The 22,182-nt window shown below is 36.6% G+C and carries 17 protein-coding genes; all 17 read left to right on the forward strand.

Annotated elements, in window-relative coordinates; translation table 11 throughout:
- Positions 1-103: 103 nt before the first annotated feature.
- The 17 genes from Q0371_RS00880 (at position 104) to Q0371_RS00960 (ending at position 22,053) form a co-directional block, all read left to right on the forward strand.
- On the forward strand, positions 104-2,431 hold the full coding sequence (locus Q0371_RS00880) for a hypothetical protein (protein WP_298467068.1): 2,328 nt from the start codon (positions 104-106) through the stop codon (positions 2,429-2,431).
- 15 nt (positions 2,432-2,446) lie between these two features.
- Complete coding sequence (locus tag Q0371_RS00885) at positions 2,447-4,957, forward strand: phosphodiester glycosidase family protein (RefSeq protein WP_298467071.1); 2,511 nt, start codon at positions 2,447-2,449, stop codon at positions 4,955-4,957.
- Positions 4,958-5,046: 89 nt separating this feature from the next.
- Positions 5,047-5,442 carry a hypothetical protein gene (locus Q0371_RS00890; protein WP_298467074.1) on the forward strand — a complete coding sequence of 132 codons (396 nt, stop codon included), beginning with the start codon at positions 5,047-5,049 and terminating at the stop codon, positions 5,440-5,442.
- A 220-nt stretch (positions 5,443-5,662) separates the two neighbouring features.
- Complete coding sequence (locus tag Q0371_RS00895) at positions 5,663-6,727, forward strand: MraY family glycosyltransferase (protein WP_169358790.1); 1,065 nt, start codon at positions 5,663-5,665, stop codon at positions 6,725-6,727.
- 96 nt (positions 6,728-6,823) lie between these two features.
- On the forward strand, positions 6,824-7,939 hold the full coding sequence (locus Q0371_RS00900) for a DegT/DnrJ/EryC1/StrS family aminotransferase (protein ID WP_298467084.1): 1,116 nt from the start codon (positions 6,824-6,826) through the stop codon (positions 7,937-7,939).
- 76 nt (positions 7,940-8,015) lie between these two features.
- A complete protein-coding gene (locus tag Q0371_RS00905) occupies positions 8,016-8,756 on the forward strand; it encodes a hypothetical protein (RefSeq protein ID WP_298467087.1) in 741 nt (246 codons plus the stop codon).
- Between the two features lie 299 nt (positions 8,757-9,055).
- Complete coding sequence (locus Q0371_RS00910; RefSeq protein ID WP_169358793.1) at positions 9,056-10,372, forward strand: nucleotide sugar dehydrogenase; 1,317 nt, start codon at positions 9,056-9,058, stop codon at positions 10,370-10,372.
- A 14-nt stretch (positions 10,373-10,386) separates the two neighbouring features.
- Positions 10,387-11,118, forward strand: coding sequence for an acyltransferase (locus Q0371_RS00915; protein ID WP_169358794.1), 732 nt, complete (start codon positions 10,387-10,389; stop codon positions 11,116-11,118).
- A complete protein-coding gene (locus tag Q0371_RS00920) occupies positions 11,119-12,534 on the forward strand; it encodes an oligosaccharide flippase family protein (RefSeq protein WP_298467091.1) in 1,416 nt (471 codons plus the stop codon).
- Positions 12,535-12,546: 12 nt separating this feature from the next.
- Positions 12,547-14,145 carry an asparagine synthase C-terminal domain-containing protein gene (locus Q0371_RS00925; RefSeq protein ID WP_298467094.1) on the forward strand — a complete coding sequence of 533 codons (1,599 nt, stop codon included), beginning with the start codon at positions 12,547-12,549 and terminating at the stop codon, positions 14,143-14,145.
- The gene (gene wecB / locus Q0371_RS00930) at positions 14,142-15,209 is read left to right on the forward strand and encodes a UDP-N-acetylglucosamine 2-epimerase (non-hydrolyzing) (RefSeq protein WP_298467097.1); all 1,068 of its coding nucleotides are present in this window, start codon (positions 14,142-14,144) and stop codon (positions 15,207-15,209) included. The genes Q0371_RS00925 and wecB overlap by 4 nt, the downstream gene beginning before the upstream one ends.
- Before the next feature lie 14 nt (positions 15,210-15,223).
- Positions 15,224-16,612, forward strand: a complete 1,389-nt coding sequence (locus tag Q0371_RS00935; RefSeq protein WP_298467100.1) for an O-antigen polymerase — start codon at positions 15,224-15,226, stop codon at positions 16,610-16,612.
- Entirely contained in the window at positions 16,609-17,727 is a 1,119-nt protein-coding gene (locus Q0371_RS00940; RefSeq protein ID WP_298467103.1) for a glycosyltransferase, read from the forward strand. The genes Q0371_RS00935 and Q0371_RS00940 overlap by 4 nt, the downstream gene beginning before the upstream one ends.
- Positions 17,724-18,794, forward strand: a complete 1,071-nt coding sequence (locus Q0371_RS00945) for a glycosyltransferase (RefSeq protein ID WP_169358800.1) — start codon at positions 17,724-17,726, stop codon at positions 18,792-18,794. Before Q0371_RS00940 ends, Q0371_RS00945 begins: the two co-directional genes overlap by 4 nt.
- 39 nt (positions 18,795-18,833) lie before the next feature.
- On the forward strand, positions 18,834-19,697 hold the full coding sequence (gene galU, locus Q0371_RS00950) for a UTP--glucose-1-phosphate uridylyltransferase GalU (protein WP_169358801.1): 864 nt from the start codon (positions 18,834-18,836) through the stop codon (positions 19,695-19,697).
- A gap of 12 nt (positions 19,698-19,709) precedes the next feature.
- Positions 19,710-20,930: a glycosyltransferase family 4 protein gene (locus tag Q0371_RS00955; RefSeq protein WP_251552756.1), complete on the forward strand. Its 1,221-nt coding sequence runs from the start codon at positions 19,710-19,712 to the stop codon at positions 20,928-20,930.
- Positions 20,931-21,009: 79 nt separating this feature from the next.
- Positions 21,010-22,053: an LCP family protein gene (locus tag Q0371_RS00960; RefSeq protein ID WP_169358803.1), complete on the forward strand. Its 1,044-nt coding sequence runs from the start codon at positions 21,010-21,012 to the stop codon at positions 22,051-22,053.
- The last annotated feature ends 129 nt before the right edge of the window (positions 22,054-22,182 follow it).

The following is a 22,182-nucleotide window of genomic DNA, read 5'->3' on the forward strand; positions in this document are numbered from 1 at the left end:
TTTACTATATAAATAGCTATGATTACAATTTAGTTACATGATTATATTTAAAAAGTTTCCATATCATGTTAAAGTTAGTATAGATATGAAAGGGGTTAGAATGTTGAAAAAAATTAGTACAGCAATGCTTGCTATGGTTTTAGCAGCGCCGATGAGTAGTGTTCACGCAGAAGAGATAGTCAAAAAGCCAATGGTAGAAGTAAAAGAGCAACAAGGAATAGAAGGTATTAAAGATGTTGTCGAAGAAAATCTAGAGGTCGATAACTCGGAGGAATGGCTGGACGATATAATAGAAGAAAAGCCAGTAGAAGAAGTAATTGAGGAAGGCTACGAAAATTTAGGACCAATGATTTTTAAAGCTTCCGCAGTATCCTCTAAAATTGCAGCAAATAACGAGGGCGACTATTTTATTTACTACATCATGCATGGCTCTCCAGCGGCACTTGTTGTCGTGGATTATACGTCTAAAGAAATCTTACATACGTTTACGTTAGAAGATTCGAAAAGTGCATGGGGCTTGGATGTAGATGAAAATGGGAAGCTATGGGTTGGTGGATCAGTATCGAGCGTACTTTATAGCTATGATCCGAACGAGGAAGTATTTGAAAAGCATGGAGCGATTTTTTCCAATAAGAGTGATACATCTATTCAAGATTTAATCGTATCCGGCAATAAAGTGTATGCAGGTTCGGCTTATGGTGGTTCGTTAGTAGCATTTGATACAGAAACAAAAGAAATAGAGGAATTTGGTCAAATTCGAAAACGAAAAGAATTCGTGAAAGCTATCGTTGCTGATGAAGATAAAGATGAAATTTACGTTTCTATTGGTTCTCCAATGGATTTATTAGTAAAAAAGCCGAACACAAAAAATTTCACTTCATTTTTGCCAGCAAAATACATGTCTGAAAAATATGCACAGGACTTAGTTTTAACGGATAATTATATTATTGCTAGATTACATCCTTCAAATATGGCTGTTATTTTTGACCGTAAAACACTTAAAATAGTGGATGAATTCGAATTGAGCTCTAAAACTGTATCAGCAGTTTCTCCAAATGGAGAGGGCATCTACTATACAAAAGGGCAACAATTGATTAAATATGAGTTCGAGACAAAGATGCATTCAGAACTTGGTGTTTATCTGCCTAAAGGAACGGAAGCTATTAATCTAGACTTTATCGTAAAGAATCCTAAGCTTCCGAACGAGGAAGGTACAGGGGATGAAAGTGAAAATACTGTTCCAGGCGCAGTTACTGCACCTAAAGTAGAATCTGGTGTAAAAAATACAGAGATTATCGTTCCAAACCCTGCCTTGCCAATAATAGTACCGCCTTTGAAAGAAAATCCTAATGGTAATGATCCATCAGAAGAAACTTTGGAGGAGCCAAAGGAATGGATTTTATCAGGTATGGTTGATAACCTAGGTCAAATTTTTGAATACAATCCACAAACAGGAGAGTTACAATATCATAACTTTAACTTGCCGGAGCAGCCAGTTGAGCTTTACACTTTAGCATCTAGCTCAGATGGTAAACATATTTATGCAAATGGGTATATGTCAGGTGGCCTTGGCGTATACAACGTAGCAACGGGGAACAAGGAATTATATCGTAACATAAGCCAAGTGGAGTCTATGTTTGAGATAAATAACAAGCTTTATATTGGAGCCTATCCTCTAGCTAGATTATTAGTATATGATCGTTCGATTCCGTGGGGAGTTGGAAATCCTGCTGAAGTAATTAGAATGAGCTCACATGGGCAAGAACGTTCTACAGCAGTTGCGCCTTATAATAAAGGAAAAGAGATTATTCTTGGTACTCTACCTGATACTAGCGTTGGTGGAGGGGCATTAGTTTTTTATGATACTTCTACTAAAAAAACAGAGATTTATGAGGATTATATTTATAACCAAAGCATTGTTTCTTTAGTAAGCAGAGGAACTCAAGTATTCGGTGGTACATCGATTCATGCCAACCAACAAGTAAATCCTAGAGGAGCAAGACTGTTCTATTTTGATCGTTTTAATCCAGAGGCAAAAAAATATATTCATCTACCATTTAGTTCAAGTATGATTACTAGTTTAATAGTAGATAAAGAGAATTATGTGTGGGGAATGGCTGATGGAAAGCTCTTTAAATACAAGGATGAATGGACTGATATCGAGACAGTTGAGTTATTACCATTAATATCAGGTCGATTCCGTAATGCACAAATATTAGAGGGTGTAGATGGTTACATTTATGGAAGTGTTGAAGGTAAGTTGTTCCGTGTAACAAAAGATAGTTTAAAAGTTGAATGGTTAAAGGATAAAGGTGTTTATGGACTAGAACAGGACTTAAACGGTAACCTCTATTACTACGATGGAAGTAATCTATGGAGATACACGATTGAGAAAAATCGTGGAAAACAAGCTGAATCAGCTGGGAAATGAAGGAGATTTAATTAAATGAAACGAAAATTGCTATACCTTGTTGTCGTTTTTGCAGTGGTCACGAGTTCACTATTCCAACCAAGTCAAGTAGAAGCGCAAGCAACGAAAGTGTATTGGGACGGTATTTTAATGGTTCCAGGTCAAGTGGGAAAAATTAAAGTAGTAAAACCGATCAACCTATGGAAACGAACATCAGATGGTTTAGTATTTGAGAGAATTCTAAAACCAGGAGAGCAATACCGTGTCTATCGCTATGACAATCTTTATGGTGGACAATATGGGCTTGGTGGCGGAATGTATATTACTAAAATGGCGGGGTATGTCGATTATAAAACACCGTCTAAAGCTAAGCTTCGAGAATTGGAGAATGCTCAGGGTGGGTCAACAGTTACCCCCCCTGTAGGTACTCCTGCTTCTAACTTATTTCCAAAAGAAGCTATCCCTACTCTATCCATTGGTAAAGTAGCTGCTCAGGCTATTACTCAAATTGCTCCCGGAGTAAGAAAAAAACTGATAGACATTGATGGGGCACTAGGGGCTCAAAAGCTTTTTGTCATTGACTATGATGGAAAAACTTCCAATATTCAAATGAAGGCAGAGCTTGCGAAGGATCAAGTAGTTGGGTTTGAAACAACTTCCTCACAAGCAAATAGTGTTCCGCAAAATGATTCTTATCATGTCGTAGCAGGCGTTAACGGCGATTATTTTGATAAAACAGGTCAGCCAGTAGATTTAATGATGATTGATGGATCTATTGTAGCTACACCGCAAACTGCGTTAAGCGACTTAGCTGTACTTGGGATTACTTCTAATAAGAAAGCTATCATTGGTGCACCTCAAGTTTCTATGAACCTTTCTGTAAATGGGACATCCTATCCTATTAATTCGGTTAATAGAAAAAGATTAGCAGATCATCTAGTTGTCTATACTAGAGACTTTGCTCCAACAACAAGCACTAACGAGCTTGGCACAGAAGTACGTGTGAAAATCGACTCAGGTAAGCTAAACGGTGGTGAAACACTTGCTGGTACGGTTACCGAAGTGATATCTGGTGTTGGAAATGCTGCTTTAAATACGAATGAAATTATTTTGTCAGGTCATCATTTTGCTAGCGATTTCCTAAAGGGAATTAATGTAGGTGACCAAATTGAAATATCTACTAAATTTACTCCAGCCGAATGGAATGATGTTCGAGAGGCTGTAAGTGGTAGATATCATTTAGTAAAAAACGGAGTACTACAAACGATTAAAGTAGCAGGTGTTGCACCAAGAACAGCTGTTGGAGTTCGAAAAGATGGTAGTCTATTCACTGCTGTAATTGATGGAAGAACTACTCAAAGTAAGGGGCTTTCCTTACAAAATACTGCAAAGCTGATGAAAGATCTTGGAGCTAACTATGCGATGACCTTTGATGGTGGTGGTTCCTCTACGGTAGTAGTAAGAGAGCTTGGTAACACAAAAGTGACGGTAGCCAATACTCCTTCCGATGGATACGAGCGCTCGGTAGCCAACTCACTACTCTTTGTGAGTACGTATAAAACAGGTCCTGCGGTAACTATTTCTCCAGCATCTAACGTACTTGAAGTATTTCAAGGGGCGACCTATACGAATCTATCAGTTCCTGTAAAAGGGATTGACCAGTATATGAACCCAGTTGCAATTTCAGGAAATGGAAAAGTTACTTCTACTATATTGTCTACTGTAAATGGTAAGCAGGTTGTCAATGCAAAACCAGGGACTTATGCAGGAATGGTTACTTATGAAGGTAAGACTACTAATATACAGTTGAGAGTAACAAACACGATAGACAGTATTAAAGCATCTGAAAATTATTTGCAATTAGCGAAAGGGCAAGCCGTTCAGCTTTCCGTAAGTGGGATTAAAAATGGACAAGCAGTTTTAACGGATGCTAGTGCATTTACATTTAGTAGTACTGTAGGTACTGTTCAAGCGAATGGTAAGTACACAGCACCAAACAAAGATGGAATTGGAACGATTAATGTAAAATACGGAAATAAGTCTTTAACTATTCCTGTCATTGTAGGTGAGGTCGCACCAACTATTTTAGAGTCATTTAACAAAGGTATCTTTAACTATGAGGCTACTAGTGACAAAGCTAAAAGTGTTTCCGTGACGTCCGTTGCTAATGATAGAGATGGGTCAAAGGCTATCAAGTTAACCTATGATTTTAAAGACACGACTGGTACTTCAGGAGCTTATATTAATGCTAAAACGAACCTTACAATTAGCACACCGTTAAAGAAAATAGGAATGTGGGTTAAAGGTGACGGTAAAGGTAACTGGTTAAGATCTCAAGTAGTTGATGCTACTGGTAAAACGGTTCAATTGGACTTTGATAAAAATGTAACTTGGACCGATTGGAGATTTGTTACAGCGAATGTTCCTGCTGGACTTTCTTATCCATTGAAAATGGATCTTCCTGTCCGTTATATGCAAACAGAAAATGCTAAAAAAGCAAATGGTGAAATCATCATTGATGACATTCAAGCTATATATAAAGACTAAAATGAGTATATAGTAGTAGGTGTTGCGAAGCATTTTAATGTGTGATAACGTATTAAGTATGGATTTTGGTAAACTTTGGAGGGAAGTACATGGCTGCAGAGGAAAAAGGGAAAGAGAACAATATTGTAGGAAATGCTCAGAAAGTAATAGGGTTTTATAAGAGACAAGCTTGGGCAGCAAAGGTTTTTGAGAAAATTGAACAGGATTCCATAGTTCAAGACGGCAAAGATATTGTACTAGCATCCTCTATAATTCAATCAAATAACAATTTATATTTTCCAGCTTTTATGCGAATTAACATGAAGGAAAATGGTAAGGTAGTAGGGGCTTATATGATTCAAGAGGAAGAAGATAGCTTTAGTCTATTACCTTTAGAGATCTTGTTAGAGGAACCAGAGATGCAAGAAATGCTTCCCTTTAAGTACCGTACTTTAGAAAAGATTGAGGGAGACAGTTTACAAGTAAACTGGCCTGAGTTCTCGTAATATAGTACTAGAAAAAATAAAGCTTTTTACAAGAATAGAAAGGACTGATTTTTGCTCATACTAAAGCGAAAAGTCAGTCTTTTCTTTCTTTATATTAAATTTGGTTACAAAGCTAGTTTTATAGTATAATCATTAATTGAAGAAACTTTCATGTCGTTAGTTCGTCTATTTTGTAGAACCTAGCGGCTAAAAAGAAAATAAAAAAACAAGGATGATATTTTTGGATATAAAATTACTTCTTGCTTTTATCATATCTATGGCCACGGCAATCGCAGTTACCCCTTTAGTAATTAAGTTTGCACATATAATTGGGGCTGTGGATAAACCTTCTGAAAGAAAAGTTCATCAAAAAGTGATGCCTCGCTTAGGCGGACTTGCAATTTTTATAGCAGTAACAGTTGGTTATTTCGTTGCGGGATTGTATGAAGCAAAGATTACTGGAATTATTGTAGGTGCTCTGATTATTATCGTGCTTGGTATTATAGACGATAAATATGAGATCTCTGCAAAAATTAAGTTATTAGGTCAAATATTAGCAGCTTGCGCTGTTATGGGTAGTGGGTTAACAATTGAAGTTTTAAATATTCCTTTTTTAGGTGTATTTGAACTTGGTATTTTCTCTTATATAGTAACACTGTTTTGGATTCTAGCTATTACGAACGCTATCAACTTAATTGATGGATTAGATGGCTTATCAGCTGGAATATCATCAATCGTATTTGCAAGTATCGCATTTTTAGCATTTTCTGCTGATAAAATGTTAATACTTACATTGTCTCTTATCTTACTAGGGAGTACGCTTGGGTTTTTATTTCATAATTTCCACCCAGCAAAAATCTTTATGGGTGATACAGGGTCCATGTTCCTTGGATACGCTATTGCTGTCCTTTCGTTATTAGGACTTTTCAAAAGCGTTACATTATTTAGTTTTGTTGTTCCTATTTTAATCTTAGGAGTACCAATTTTTGATACTTCCTTCGCTATAATTCGACGGTTAGTTAATCGTAAGCCGATATCGGTGGCAGATAAGTCTCATTTGCATCATAGATTGCTTGCACTTGGCTTGTCTCATCGTGATACCGTATTAGTAATATATGGTTTCGGTTTGATATTTAGTATATCAGCGATTACATTTGAGACACTAACTTTACGTTGGGCAATTTTTATTATTTTATTTATATTAATTGCATTTGAAATTGTTGCAGAGAAAATTGGGTTAGTGAATGATGAATATCGACCAATTATTTCAGTTTTTCAAAAAGTTGTTGGGTATAAGCGTAATTAGCCCTCTAGTAGGTAGATAAAAACTATCTAGACCACTTTAAAAGGTGGGTTGCGCTTTTCATATATTAAATAATTCATATAGGGTTGGTGTAAACAAATGAAAGTACCAATGTTAGATTTATCGGAACAATATGCATCGCTAAAAACAGAAGTTTTAGAAGCGTTAGACGGAGTTATGAGTAGCTCTGTTTTCATTCTAGGAAGCAATGTTAAAAAACTAGAAGCGGATATTGCCGAATATAGCCATGTGGCACATGGGATTGGTTGTGGGAATGGTAGTGATGCAATTCATATTGCATTACAAGCAGCAGGTATAGGTGCTGGAGATGAAGTAATTACAACTCCATTTACATTCTTTGCTACTGGTGGAGCAATCGTCAGAGCCGGTGCAACACCTGTTTATTGTGATATCGACCCTGTTTCTTTCAATATAGATCCAGCTGAGATAGAAAAGCATATTACGGACAAAACGAAGGCTATTATTCCGGTTCACTTATATGGTCAAATGGCTGATATGGTGAGCATTCGTAAAATTGCAGACAAGCATAACCTAATTGTGATTGAGGATGCTGCACAAGCAATTGGAGCTAAACAAGGTGACTTTACTGTTGGTGAATTAGGAGATGCAGCAACTTATAGCTTCTTCCCGACTAAAAACCTTGGAGCTTACGGTGATGGCGGTATGGTTGTTACCAATAATGATGATATTGCAGAGAAATCTCGTGTTATTCGTGTACACGGTAGTAAACCGAAATATTATCATGCTGTGCTTGGTTATAATAGCCGTCTGGACGAGCTTCAAGCAGCAGTATTAAATGTTAAGTTCCCTCATTTAGACACTTGGAGTGAGCAACGTAGAGCTCATGCAGATTTTTACACTCAATTGTTGAATGAAAAGGTTGGAGAATACATTAAGACACCTGTAAAGGTAGAAGGTTTCCATCATGTATTCCACCAATATACTATTTTGACAGAGCGTCGAGATGAGCTTCAAGCTTATTTAAAAGAAAATGGAGTAGATACAATGATTTATTATCCACTACCATTACATATCCAACCGGTATTTGAAAGCTTAGGGTATAAACTAGGAGATTTCCCGAATGCAGAAAAAGCTGCAAACGAGGCACTTTCTTTACCAATGTTCCCTGAATTAAAAGAAGAGCAACAGCGATTTGTTGTTGAAAAGATTGCTGCTTTCTTTTCTGGAAAATAATGATGTAAAAAGTAAAGGGAGACGTTTTTACGTTTCCCTTTAACTACCTTATGAATGGGTTTAAAGGAGAATAGATATGTCAGAAAATAAATCGTTTCGATTATATGATTCTCTAGAATTTTTCTGGAGGAAAAAGATTTGGTTCATCATCATACCAGTCATCGCTGCATTAATAGGCTACGGTGCGTCTTTCCTAGTACCATCCAACGGTAAGTATGTAGGAAAAAGTACAGTCTTCACTGGATCTGTAAAGTTAGAGGCATTAACTAATCCTGATCATATCATGACTCAGTATGGTAAACATTTTACTGGAAAAACAGAAGTCTTTGTCCCAACTAGAAGTTACATAAAAACAGAGACCTATGGAGATACTGAAGAACAAGTAAAGAACGAATTAAATCAGTTTAATGAGCAATTATTAGCTGGATTAATGAACCAACATGACAAAGTAATCGGTGGTACTGAAAAATATGCAAGCATTCAAGCAGAGCGTATTGAAACATTAAAAACCACAATAGAAGATTATAAAAAATTATTAATTGAATCTGATAATGTAACGGTAATTAACAACTTTACTACCTTATTATCTGCAGCTGAAATGGATTTAACAAATGCTTTAGCTACGGAACAAAGAGTAAGAAATGACGTCATTGCTTATGAAAAACCAAGCATTGCTGGAGAAACCAGAGTAGGACAAACAGAAACATATGGAACACAAGGTGCTATTGCAGGGTTTATCCTCGGAATTCTATTAGCAATCCTTTCGCTATCTATGTGGAAGTATCTAATCGATGCAAGAAACTATAGAAAAGCGTAAGCACCTATCTCTGCCCCGACAGGCAAATGGAGAAAAGTGAGGAGGCAGTCCTTCAGCCACCGGAGCTTTTATCCATTTGACCCGAGGGGCAAGGTGCAGGAGCTGGACAAGAAAAGCGTAAGCACCTATGTCTGCCCCGACAGGCAAATGGAGAAAAGCGAGGAGGCAGCTCCTCAGATACTGCTTGTCCCATTTGCGCTCGGGTGAAAGAAAATTGAAGTACCAAAACATGAAACATTTATTGATAAGATGGTGTCTTTACTAGAGTAAAACAGCACCAATTAAAAGGAGAGTATAAAATGTCTACATATTATGAAGAATTATTAGCGAAAATTGAAAACCACACTGCAGTTATTGGGGTAGTTGGTTTAGGTTATGTTGGTTTACCACTTGCGGTTGAAAAAGCTAAAGCTGGCTATAAAGTAATTGGATTTGATGTACAAGAATCTAAAGTTCAACAAGTAAATGAAGGAATTAACTATATTGGTGACGTAGTAGATGTTGACTTAAAACAAATGGTTGAATCAGGTCATTTAACTGCTTCTACAGATTATGGTTCAATTAGTGCAGTAGATGCAGTTGCTATCTGTGTACCGACTCCATTAGACATTTATCAACAGCCTGATACTTCTTATGTTGAAAGCTCAGTAAATGAAATTGCTAAATATGCTAAAAAAGGTACACTAGTAGTTCTTGAGTCAACAACTTATCCAGGTACAACAGAAGAAATTATTAAAAAAGCATTAGAAGATAAAGGATTTGTAACAGGAGAAGATATTTTCATCGCTTACTCACCAGAACGAATTGATCCAGGTAATAAAAGCTTCAATACAAAAAATACACCAAAGGTAGTTGGTGGTATTACGGAAAAATGTACAACAGTAGCTGCTGCAATGTACAGCAATGTATTAGAGGGTGACGTGCATAAGGTTTCTAGTCCGGCTATCGCTGAGATGGAGAAAATTTTCGAAAACACATTCCGTCACATTAACATCGCTCTAGCTAACGAAATGGCTATTCTTTGTGAGAAAATGGGAATTGACGTGTGGGAAGTAATCGATGCTGCTAAAACAAAACCATACGGCTTTATGGCATTCTACCCAGGCCCAGGATTAGGCGGTCACTGTATTCCAATCGACCCATTCTACTTAACTTGGAAAGCTAGAGAATACAATTACCACACTCGCTTAATCGAGCTTGCTGGTGAGATTAACAATACGATGCCTGAGTATGTAATTACTCGTGCAATGCAAATTTTAAATGATGAAGGTAAAGCGTTAAGAAATGCAAATGTTGTACTTTTAGGTGTAGCTTACAAAAAAGATATCGATGATATGCGCGAATCTCCATCTTTAAAATTAGTAGAACTATTAATACAACAAGGGGCTAACTTCAAAACAGTTGATCCTCATGTAACTACATTTAGAGTTGCTGGAGAAACACATGAAACTGTGGAATTAACAGACGAGTTGTTAGATTCAGCTGACCTAGTTATCCTAGCTACTGATCATACTGGCTTTGACTATGCTCATATTGCACAAAAATCAAAAGTTATTTTTGATACTCGTAACGCGTTTAAAGGAATTGACACTCCAAATCGCTATATTAAATTATAAGGGCGGGATACAAGATGAATTTTATACATGAAACTGCTGAGTTAGGCGAGAATACGACAGTTGGACACTTTTCTGTTATAGAAGAAGGAGCAAAGATTGGCGATAACGTTCGCATAGGCAATCGTGTAACAATTCACGCTGGTACCATCATTGGTGATGGTACCACCATCGATGATGGTGCCGTAGTAGGCAAACAGCCTAAGCCTGCCAAAACAAGCACAATGCAAATTACGAAAGAAATTCCTCCTTTAGAGCTTGGCAAGGAATGTACAATTGGAGCTAATACAATTGTGTATAGAGGAGCAAAAGTCGGAGAGAGTACGTTAATTGCTGATTTAGCAACGGTTCGAGAAGATGTTGAAATTGGTTCTTTTGTTATCATTGGTCGCAATGTTACAGTTGAGAACTTTGTAACGATCGGTAACCGTACTAAAATCCAATCGAATTCATATATCACCGCTCATTCTACTCTAGAAGATCATGTATTTATCGCACCATGTGTGACAACTACAAATGATAACTATATGGGAAGAACGGAAGCACGCTTCGACAAGATTAAAGGAGCTATTGTTAAACGTGGAGCTCGTGTAGGTGGAGCGTCTATTATTCTACCTGGTATAACAATAGCAGAAGAAACATTTGTAGCAGCTGGAGCAATAGTAACAAAGGATACAGAAGAGAAAACTGTTATAAAAGGTTTCCCAGCAAAATTCTTGAAAAATGTACCTGAGGAGGAGCTTCTTTAAGTGTTCTCTCAGTTAAAACGTTTAGGAGCGGATTCGCTCCTTTATGCATTTATGAACGTAGGTACTAAACTAATCGCATTTATACTATTCCCTTTATATGCACATTATCTTGAAAAAGAATCGCTAGTGGGAATGCTACAGATGGTAGATACTACGGTATCTATGCTTACTTTCCTCGTAATATTTGGTACTGACTCCGCGTTAGCTTATTATTACTTTGAGTATAAAGATAAAGACACACGGGAAAAGTACGTTCGCTCGGTTATGACGTTCCGTTTATCAATAGTTGTCTTGTTATTTGCAGTATTTTTAATCGGGGGAGATTGGCTGTCTGCTCTTATATTAGAATCAGCGGGCTATTCTCAACTATTTTATATTGCATTAGGTACGTTATGCTTAGATACCATTATTACACTAGTTTTAACTATTTTAAGATATGAGTTCCATACGAAGAGAGTAGTCTTTACGACGATAGGTAAAATGCTATTAATAGCAGTAGTTTCTGTCCTTTTCTTAATGTTTGTATGGACTTCATTAGAAGGGATACTAGTAGCTCGCTTAGTCAGCGTGGCTATTATCGTCTTAGTGTTAATAAAGCCTGTTCGGGTTTATTTGAAACCACTGTACGATAAAGCTATTTTAAAGAAAATCTTAGTTTACGCTGCTCCCCTAGTGCCTGCCTCTTTAGCTTTTTGGATCATAGCGAATGCCAATAACTTTTTTATACGGGCATATGGGACATTAGATGATGTAGGTATTTATGGGACCGCTATTAAGTTTGCAACCTTTATAACTCTATTGACGAGCGGTATACAACTAGCGTGGAGACCATTCTCTATGTCTTTAAAGGACAAAAAAGATAGTCCCCAATTATTTGCCACATTATATGCGGCATTTTTAATCATTGGCAGCTTTGGAGTTTTAGCTTTAGCGACATTTATGCCATGGATTATTTTAGTAATGCCAGATAACTTTAGAATTGCATTTCAATATGTTGCACCCATTTCAATCGCAACATTTTTAAGCTTTTACTATATGATTGTTTCTACTGGAATATTTTATTCTAAACAAACAAAACATATTTCTATAGCATTTGGGATAGCTGCAATTGTATCAGTTGCATTGAATTTTGTTTTTGTGCCGTACCTCAATATATGGGGAACTGTTATTTCGTATATAGCAGCCTATTGTATCGCTTTATTTATGGTATTCCGTAAAAGTCAAAAGCTATATTATGTACCCTTCTCAGGTATAAAAATGGGTTGGACAATCTTATGGCTAATAGCTGCAACTCTTGGAATTGTATATATTCAATTACACGATTTAAATAGCTGGCTAATCTTAGGAGTATGGATTGTTTTCATTCTTCTAGTCCTACTAGTTCGTATGGATAAGTATTTTGTAAAAAGAAAGTAATGGGGGATAGGCATGTCAAAAAAATGTATAACAAACCTTAGGCATAAAGATTTTCATACTATAAAAGGTGTCGGGTATGAAGGGTTTTTCAGAGGATACTTCTATTATGAAAATCAATATGTCACCCATGAAAACTTCGCTAGCATTATAAATGAAGAAATTTTAACATCTAATGACTTTGCCAAATGGAATGGGGAATATGCGTTAATCTATACAACTCCAGTAGAAACAAAACTGGTAACTGATATGAAGCGTTCTATTCCATTATTTTATATGGAGGATCAGTCAGGCAACTGGCTTATCCAAGATTATATACAGCCTCAGGAAGGCTTAAATATGAATCCAGAGGCAGAGGAAGAGTTCCTAATCACAGGATTTGTTTTTAGAGAGAAGACCTTATTTAAGGAATGGAGCCAGGTTCCTGCAGTTTCTTATGTTACATTGCAGGAAAAGGCTGTCCAGGCCTACTACTATTCGTATGTTCTTCCAAAAGAAACAGAGCCAATCGATACATTTGCAGCCGAGTTAAAGAAAGTATTTCATGACTTATTTGATGATCTTGCAAGTCGTTTAAAGGATCGTCAAATCGTCATTCCACTTAGTGGTGGGTATGACTCTCGATTAATCGCATTAGCATTGGTGGAGCGTGGGTTAAAGGATAATATTATTGCATTTACATACGGAAGACCAGGGAACGGAGAGTCAACTGTTAGTAAACAGATTGCTGATAAGCTGGGCTTAAAATGGAAATACTTTGCCTATGATAAAAAGATGTGGGAGGATATGTACAAGTCTGACGAATGGAAGGACTATGTCGTGTATTCTAGTAATGCTGTTTCGGTAGCACATCTTCAAGATTTCCCAAGCACCAAGTTGCTGGTTGAGCAAGAAGGGTTACAAGACGCAGTATTTTTACCAGGTCATTCCTTAGATTATCTGGCAGGTGGACATTTACCTTATGAGTCTATAGTTGACAAGCAATTTGAAAAGAGTGAAATTCAAACCTTTATAATGAACAAGCATTTTCGATTATGGGAGCTAGCTGGTAAAGACAGCTATGCAGAAACAGACATCGGCAAAGGGTTGTATCAGGATATTGAATCGTATTCCGACTATACAAACGAACGCGTTACTTCTTTGATTGACGAATGGAACTGGCGTGAACGACAAGCGAAATTTATCATTAATTCTGTTCGTGTATACGAATATTTTGGACAAGGCTGGTCCATTCCGTTATGGGATGATCGTTTAATCCACTTTTTCAGTAAAATCCCTGCGGATTTAAAATATAAAAAATATTTATATGATTATACATTGCATCAAATGTATCCGGAATTCTATCCATTGCCTCAAAAGCCAGGACCAGAAAATTCACTTAAAAATAAATATGGTATTCTCTATCCTTTATTACGCAAAATATATAGAAAGAAAAATCTATATCGTAAATATTTTGATGAGCCAATGGAGTGGTACGGAATCTATCCGACTTACAAGCAGTATGTACAGTCTCTTACTTTTAAAAGAAATGGACAAAAGTATGAGCATCCGTACAATATCAATTCGTTTATCGTAAAAGACATGATTGAAATGATGAAGGAGATTACAAAATGAAGGTTCTAACTATTTTAGGAGCAAGACCTCAGTTTATTAAAGCAGCAGCAGTTTCACGTGTAATTCGTGAAGAAGTAACAGAGCTTATCGTTCATACTGGACAGCATTATGATGCCAATATGTCTGATATATTTTTCGAGGAATTAAACATTCCAAAGCCTGACTATCATTTAGGAATCGGTTCAGGAAACCATGGTAAACAAACTGGTGAAATGCTAGCTAAGATCGAAGAAATAATTTTAAAAGAAAATCCTGATTTCTTATTAGTGTATGGTGATACAAACTCAACATTAGCAGGAGCACTTGCAGCTGCTAAACTGCATATTCCTATTGTTCATATCGAAGCAGGTCTTCGCAGCTTCAATATGAGAATGCCTGAAGAAGTTAACCGTATTTTAACGGACCATGTTTCCACGTTGTTACTATGTCCAACGGAGACAGCTATCCAGAATTTAACGAACGAAAATATTAGCGCAGGCGTGTATAATATTGGAGACGTAATGTATGATGCAGTTCTATACAATAAAGAATTAGCGAAGTCTACATCTACGATTTTAGAAACTGAAAAGCTCGTTCCAAAGGATTACTTACTAATTACGATTCACCGTGCGGAAAATACAGATGATGTGGACCGTATGAAGTCCATTTTAGATGCATTCCGTCAAATCGAAGATAAAAAGGTTTGGCCAATCCATCCAAGAACTAAGAAAAAATTAGAGGATTACGGCTTTAAGCTAGATGAAATTCCTAATTTACAAGTTATAGATCCAGTTGGTTATTTGGATATGCTTTCCTTAGAAACAAACGCAAGAAAAATCGTAACAGATTCTGGTGGCGTTCAAAAAGAAGCATACTTTGCAGAAGTACCCTGTGTCACTGTTCGCGATCAAACGGAATGGGTAGAGACATTAATAGAGGATGCAAATATCTTAACTGGCACAGATACAAACAAAATCGTAGACGCAGTTAAAAAAGAAGTAACTCCTTCTTATACTCCTGTTTTCGGTGATGGAAAAACATCGGAAAAAGTGTTAGCTTTACTAAAGGAATATTCAAGTAAATAAAGTAGGTGTGAGCATTGTTAATATTTAGCATATGGCTCTTTACTGTGGTGGCTTCCACATACCTTTTTAAAAAGGTTTCTGGAAGCCTTTCTCTTGTAAAGCCAAATATGATTTCTATTGTTTATTATTATTCTTTCCTTATCTCCAGTTATATTGGCGGATTGTTAATAGCTTTAGGAATAGATGATTATTATATGATCAAAAGAATGGACCATGAGGAATATCGAATAATTGGTTTTATTTTATTGACGCTATTAATGATTTTATTCCCACTAACTCAGTTAGTTGTAGGTAGAATTTTTGGGTTTAATGGGGAGCTAGAATTTAATAACTATCTACAAAAACCCGTTCGTACAAGTGTAGATAAGAATGAGCGTATCTTTAGATTGGCTTTTGGTGCTTTATCCGCTATATCTGTTTTAGCAGTTGCTTATACCTTATTGAAGACAGCGAATGTTCCTTTATTGGAGCTTTTAAAGGGGAATACATCAGAGCTTGCAAAGCTTAGAATTGATGCGAGTAGAGGCTTCAGCGGGAATGTGTATATTCGGAATATATTCGGTATCGCATTGACTCCAGTCCTTTCTATTATTGCATTTGTATATACTACGAAATCGAGAGCATTATATTGGAAAGTATTGTTCTTTGTTTTATTCATTTCATCTGTTTTAATCTCTACCTATGACTTAGCTAAGTCTCCAATTTTCTTTTATATCATCATGCTGCTTCTAGCTGGTGTATATACACAAAAGTTAAAGCTCAATTGGAAGAGAATCAGCGGTTATATTTTGGCGGGAAGTGCCTTGTTAATCGTTATGTATGTGGCTATTCAAGGGGTTACAGAGATTGAAAGCTTCTTGTCTCATAACTCTGGCCCAATTGGCAGGATTATACTGGCGCAAATTTCACCATTCTTTTTACATTTGGATACGTACTCACATTCTCTAAGCTTCTTAGAAGCAAAAGGCTTGCCTTCCTTTATTGCTGGAATTTTCGATATCGAGCAAGTACGATCAGCACGAATGGTAATGGAGAATGTGTTTCCTGAAAACGTAGATAAGGGTACTGGTGGTGTTCTTAATACCATTTTCCTTGGTGAAGCCTTTGCTTCGTTTGGGTATCTAGGTGTTATTATATCTATTATTTATATTGCAGTCGTTATACAGGTGTTATATATCATCTTTTTACGCTTACCGAAAACACCAGTGGTTATAGCATTGTTTGTTTACTTTACGATTAATCTTCCAAGAACACTTGTTGGAGGAGTAGCTGACTTTTTCTTTAACCCAGTGTGGATATTAATGACGGTAGTATTGGGTGGATTGTTTATTCTGGAACAGTACTTCCATATTATATGGACGTTCCTATTAAGCAAAGTACGAAAAAAAGGAGCACCACAATGAAAAATATTTTAATTTATTATCCTTTTACTCTTGCTACTAATCCGAAGAGTGGTTCAGCAATTCGCCCCGTTGAAATGATTAAGGCAATAGAAAAATATGCAACTGAAAATAATTTAGAAATTATTGTTATTTCTGGTACCTCTACTGAGAGACGTCAATTATGGAATAAGATGCTTGCTGAAAAGAAACAAGAGCAAACATTGTTTTGTTATTCAGAAAATCAAACGATTCCTCTATGGTTAACAGATCCGGGACATATTCCAAAAGACTGGATTATTGATAAGGATGTTTTTAAAACATTAAAGAGACTTCAAGTACCGATAGGTGTTTTTTACCGCGATGTGTATTGGAAATTCGATGAGTTATATCCTTTGAAGGGTATCAAAAAAACGGTTATGAAGACTATTTATAGGATGGAAGAAAGATTCTATGAGAAGTATGTTCATACACTGTTTCTTCCAAGTGATGCTATGGGTAAATATGTAGCTATCAAAACTAACAAAATGGCTCTTCCACCGGGAGGTCGCTTTACCGAGTTGAATGACAACAACCGGGAAATGCAAAAACCGTTTAAAGGTATTTATGTAGGAGGCATTAATAACGAGGACTACGGCTTGCCGACACTCGTGGATGCTTATGCCCTGCTAAATAAAAACGAGGTGCTAGGTAAATTAGTTATTGTATGTCGAGAAGAAGAGTATACTCAGCTTAGTAACGAGGAAAAAGATAAGATTAAACAGCCATATATTGAGCTAAAGCATGTGAGTGGAGCTGAGCTTCAGTCATTATACGAGGAAGTGGACTTTGCTTTTATCCCTCGTAAAAGATCCACCTACAACGACTTTGCAGTTCCGATTAAATTAGTAGAATACTTAACGGCGAGCTTGCCTATTGTTGCAACGAATTGCTCTGCACAAGAAGACTTTATATTGTCGGGACCATACGGCGTAATAGCCGAGGATGATGCTGAGGGACTTGTGAAAGGTATGCTAGCTATTGAACCTGAATATTTACAGTTCAAACAAAATATTAATAAAAGCTTTTTACAGCAACATTCTTGGAATGCACGTGCCGAGCAGGCTGCACAAGCACTTATAGGAGGTAATAAAAAATGAAAATAGCTGTATTAGCTCCAAGTAAGTCTATTCATACACATAAATGGGCATTATTTTACCAATCAAAAGGTATAGATGTGAAGGTTTTTACATTTAAGGACCATTATTCTGAAGATAATGCAAATCAAGTACCTACGGAAATATTACCAAAAGTGTTACCTGGTAAAGCATCTTATATTGCAGCAGCGCCTGCTTTAAAGAAAATGCTAAAAGAGTGGAATCCAGACATTTTGCATTCTCATTTTATCTCCAGCTATGGATTGCTAGGTGCGATTGTGGATTATAAAGTACATTTTGTTTCCGTATGGGGCAAGGATATCTTTGATTTTCCAAAGAAGAACAAGCTAAATGAGAAGCTTGTGAGATTTACGTTAAGTAAAGCAACGGCTATCTGTTCAACAAGTCATATCATGGCTAAGGAAACGAATCTTTATACGAATCGTCCTGTGTATGTGACACCGTTTGGAGTGGATTTGGAGAAATTCTATCCGATAGAAACGAATGAAAGTAATGACAAAATCATTGTTGGAACGGTAAAAGCATTAGAGGACAAGTATGGAATCGCTGATTTGGTAAAAGGCTTCGCTATGTTTCATAAAGAGTATCCAAATTCAGAGCTACTCATTACTGGGGATGGCCCTCAAAGAAAAGAATATGAAGAGTTAGCAGTACAGCTAGGTATTTCTAATGTCACTACATTTACTGGAAAGGTACCAAATACAGAGGTTCCTGCTATTATTCGTAGCATGTCTATTTTTGCAGTTCCTTCCACGGAGGATAGCGAAAGCTTTGGAGTAGCTGCAGTAGAAGCTATGGCTTGTGGCGTGCCGGTTGTCGTGTCGAATGTTGGAGGATTACCGGAAGTAGTTGTAAAGGACGTTACTGGGATTGTCACTGATAAGGAAAGTCCAGATCAGCTGGCAGCTGCGTTTATCAAACTAGCTCAAAACAATGATTTGCGAATGGGTATGGGAAAAGCAGGAGTAGCTCATGTGAAAGAGAATTACAGCTGGGTTGATAACGCCAACTACATGCTATCATTGTACGAAAAATATACAGAGGCTTAAAAGTTTAAATTGCCTCTAATAGAAGAAAAGGTGAATTATATGATTAAGAAAGCAGTCATTCCTGCAGCGGGCTTTGGTACACGGTTTTTACCAGCTACAAAAGCATTGCCAAAAGAAATGCTTCCTATTGTAGACAAACCAAATTTACAATATATAATCGAAGAGGCTATTGCTTCTGGTATTGAGGATATAATTATCGTCACTGGACGAAACAAAAAATCTATGGAAGACCATTTTGATAAATCTATTGAGTTGGAGCTATTGCTTAAAAATACAGGCAAGCTTGAGTTATTAGAACAAGTAGAAAACATCTCTAACTTAGTGGATATTCATTACATGAGACAAAAAGAGCCACTTGGACTAGGACATGCGATTCTTTGTACTAAAAAGTTTATTGGTAACGAGCCATTCGCAGTATTGCTTCCAGATGACATCATCGACTCAGAAGTTCCAGCGCTTCAACAAATGATTGCCAAGTATGAGGAAGTACATAGCAGTATTTTAGGCGTAAATGAAGTTCCAAGTGAAGATGTAAACAAATATGGAATTGTCGATTATAGTGCAGCGGAAAACAACTTATACTCAGTTAAACGACTAGTAGAGAAGCCTGCTGTTGAAGATGCTCCTTCCAATCAGGCTATAGTTGGTCGCTATATCTTAACTCCTGGCATATTTGAAGAACTTGAAAAAGTACAGCCGGATGCAAAAGGTGAAATTCAGCTTACAGATGCTATTGATGCCTTACTGAAAAAAGAATCCATCTATTCTTATATGTTCGAAGGCAAGCGTTACGATGTTGGAGACAAGTTTGGATTTTTGCAAGCAACATTTGACTTTGCATTAAAGCGTGACGATTTAAAAGAACCATTACTTGCTTACTTGAAGAATAAATTGAAAGATTAAACGGTGATTGCGATGCGTATTGTATATTTATGTCAACATTTTCCACCAGAAACAGGTGCACCTCAAATTCGTGTGTATGAAGTAAGTAAGGAATTACTTGCTCAAGGACATGATATTCAGGTAGTAACCGCGTTTCCTCATCATCCACATGGAATTATTCCAGATGAATACAAAGGGAAAAAATATGAATTTGAAAAGTGGGATGACATCCCGGTTCACCGAACTTGGATTTATCCATCTAAAAAGGGCTCGTTTTGGAAACGCCTTATTTCCTATTTTTCATTTACCTTTAGTTCGTTCTTTGGGTTAATGAAAACAGGTAAAGTGGACGTTATTATTGTCAATTCTCCTCCGATCTTTCTAGGATTGACTGGGTTAATTGGGGCAAAACTAAAAGGAGCCAAGTTCGTTTTCAACGTAGCGGATGTTTGGCCAGAGTCGGCTGTTAAGCTTGGGCTTGTAAAAAATAAAATGTTTATTAAGCTTGCAGAAATTCTTGAATCCTTTCTTTATAAGCATTCCTGGAAAATCGCAACTGCCACGGATGGTATTAAATCGTACATCATTAACCACTCTCAGCCAGAGGAAAAAGTATTTGTATTACCTAATGGGGTTAATACAAAATTCTTCTATCCTCAGGAAAAGAATGAAGAGTATGTAGAAAAGTTTGGCCTACAGGGTAAGTTTGTTTTTGCCTACGGAGGAAACCTTGGATACGCTCAAGGGCTTGAGTTTATATTGTATGCAGCGAAAAAAATGCAGGAAACTGTTCCACATGCTCACTTTCTTATTGCAGGAGCAGGACCAGAAGAAGAAAAGCTTCATAAGCTAAAAGAGGAGCTTGGTTTACAAAACACTACATTTTTAGGACATCTTCCTTTGAAGGAAATGCCAAAATTATTTTCAGTAACAGATGTAAGTATAGTTCCACTTCGTGACATACAATTATTTGAGGGCGCACGTCCATCGAAAATTTTCCCTGCAGCAGCATCTGGAGTACCAGTGCTATATTGTGGTAAAGGGGAAAGTGCAAAAATCATTACTGAAAATAATATAGGATTAGTAGCTCAACCAGAAAATGTTGACTCAATGTCTGAAAAAATGTTTGAATTTGTAGAAATGAAGGTAAATGATAGAAAAGCTATGGAAGAAAACGGTAGACGATTAGCAGAAGACGAATATAGCTGGACTACAATTGTAAATGACTTGTTACAAAATATTACTCAAAAGTAATATTCTTTACGATATACACCATCCGTTAAATTATGTATAATTGGTAAGATAAAATTTAAAAGTAAAGTAGGGAATTATTATGACTACTTCACGTCAAAACAAGAGAAAAAACAAGACGAGAAGAAAAATTTTATATACTGTACTGATCGTTGCGATGGTGTTATTGTCTGGAGTTATCGTATTTGCTACTAATTTGTCGTTTCAGACAAAGAACGCTGTTAACAAAATCTATGAGCCACTAGATCGTGAAAAGGAAGAACAAAACGAGGCAATAGAGAAGTTCGACAATGCGAAGGCAGAAGATTCAGCGTTTACTATTTTATTGGCCGGTATTGAGAATGAAGAAAAAGCTAAATACGGCCGTTCAGATGTGCTTTTAGTTGCAACAGTAAATCCTAAGACAAATAAGATATCCATGGTAAGTATTCCACGTGATACAAGAGTTTATATTCCTGACCTAGGGTATAACGATAAGATTAACCATTCTTACGCGAATGGTGGTATTAACTATACGATCAATACAATTGAAGAAATGTTAGATATTCCGATAGATTACTATGTTTCCACAGACTTCCAAGGCTTTGAAGATATCGTTGATACGGTAGGCGGAATCGACGTAGAGGTGCCGTTTACATTTAAAGCACAGTTAACAGGTAGCTTAAAGTGGAAAACATACACAGAAGGTCCTATGGAACTTAACGGTAACGAAGCTCTTGCTTATGTACGTATGAGAAAAAGTGATCCGCAAGGTGACATTGGTCGTAATAATAGACAAAAGCAAGTAATTAAAGAAATAATTGATAGAGGCACGAGCATATCAAACATTACTAAAATAGATGATATGATTGAAGATATAGGAAATAACGTGAAAACTAATATTCCTTCTTCCGAATATCTCGGTCTAATTAAGACATACCAAAAGATTAAGTCTTCACCAATCGAGCAGCTTCAGCTTAAAGGGGTAGATGATACACGTAGAGGCGTCTATTATTTCATTCCAGATGAAGAAGGTTTAGAGGAACTTAGTGAGCAACTAAAACTAAACTTAAAAGATTTCGGTAATAATGCCCAAACTGATTCAAAAAAATCAACTAAAGTAACTGATTTAACAATTGGAGAGTAAAATGAGGAGTCCATATGGACTCCTCATTTTACTCTTTTTTCTATTCCCAGAGGAAATTTCACATCTATTAATACATTTGTTGGATTGTTTTCTATCATTTTCTGGATTAAAATGTAGAAAATACACGTT

Source organism: uncultured Psychrobacillus sp., assembly GCF_938022135.1.
GTDB lineage: Bacteria > Bacillota > Bacilli > Bacillales_A > Planococcaceae > Psychrobacillus.

Coding starts and splice junctions, on each gene's coding strand:
- Q0371_RS00900 (WP_298467084.1), top strand. CDS start 6,824: ATGAAAGTACCAATGTTAGATTTATCGGAACAATATGCATCGCTAAAA.
- galU (WP_169358801.1), top strand. CDS start 18,834: ATGATTAAGAAAGCAGTCATTCCTGCAGCGGGCTTTGGTACACGGTTT.
- Q0371_RS00910 (WP_169358793.1), top strand. CDS start 9,056: ATGTCTACATATTATGAAGAATTATTAGCGAAAATTGAAAACCACACT.
- Q0371_RS00940 (WP_298467103.1), top strand. CDS start 16,609: ATGAAAAATATTTTAATTTATTATCCTTTTACTCTTGCTACTAATCCG.
- Q0371_RS00925 (WP_298467094.1), top strand. CDS start 12,547: ATGTCAAAAAAATGTATAACAAACCTTAGGCATAAAGATTTTCATACT.
- Q0371_RS00945 (WP_169358800.1), top strand. CDS start 17,724: ATGAAAATAGCTGTATTAGCTCCAAGTAAGTCTATTCATACACATAAA.
- Q0371_RS00890 (WP_298467074.1), top strand. CDS start 5,047: ATGGCTGCAGAGGAAAAAGGGAAAGAGAACAATATTGTAGGAAATGCT.
- Q0371_RS00915 (WP_169358794.1), top strand. CDS start 10,387: ATGAATTTTATACATGAAACTGCTGAGTTAGGCGAGAATACGACAGTT.
- wecB (WP_298467097.1), top strand. CDS start 14,142: ATGAAGGTTCTAACTATTTTAGGAGCAAGACCTCAGTTTATTAAAGCA.
- Q0371_RS00905 (WP_298467087.1), top strand. CDS start 8,016: ATGTCAGAAAATAAATCGTTTCGATTATATGATTCTCTAGAATTTTTC.
- Q0371_RS00955 (WP_251552756.1), top strand. CDS start 19,710: ATGCGTATTGTATATTTATGTCAACATTTTCCACCAGAAACAGGTGCA.
- Q0371_RS00885 (WP_298467071.1), top strand. CDS start 2,447: ATGAAACGAAAATTGCTATACCTTGTTGTCGTTTTTGCAGTGGTCACG.
- Q0371_RS00960 (WP_169358803.1), top strand. CDS start 21,010: ATGACTACTTCACGTCAAAACAAGAGAAAAAACAAGACGAGAAGAAAA.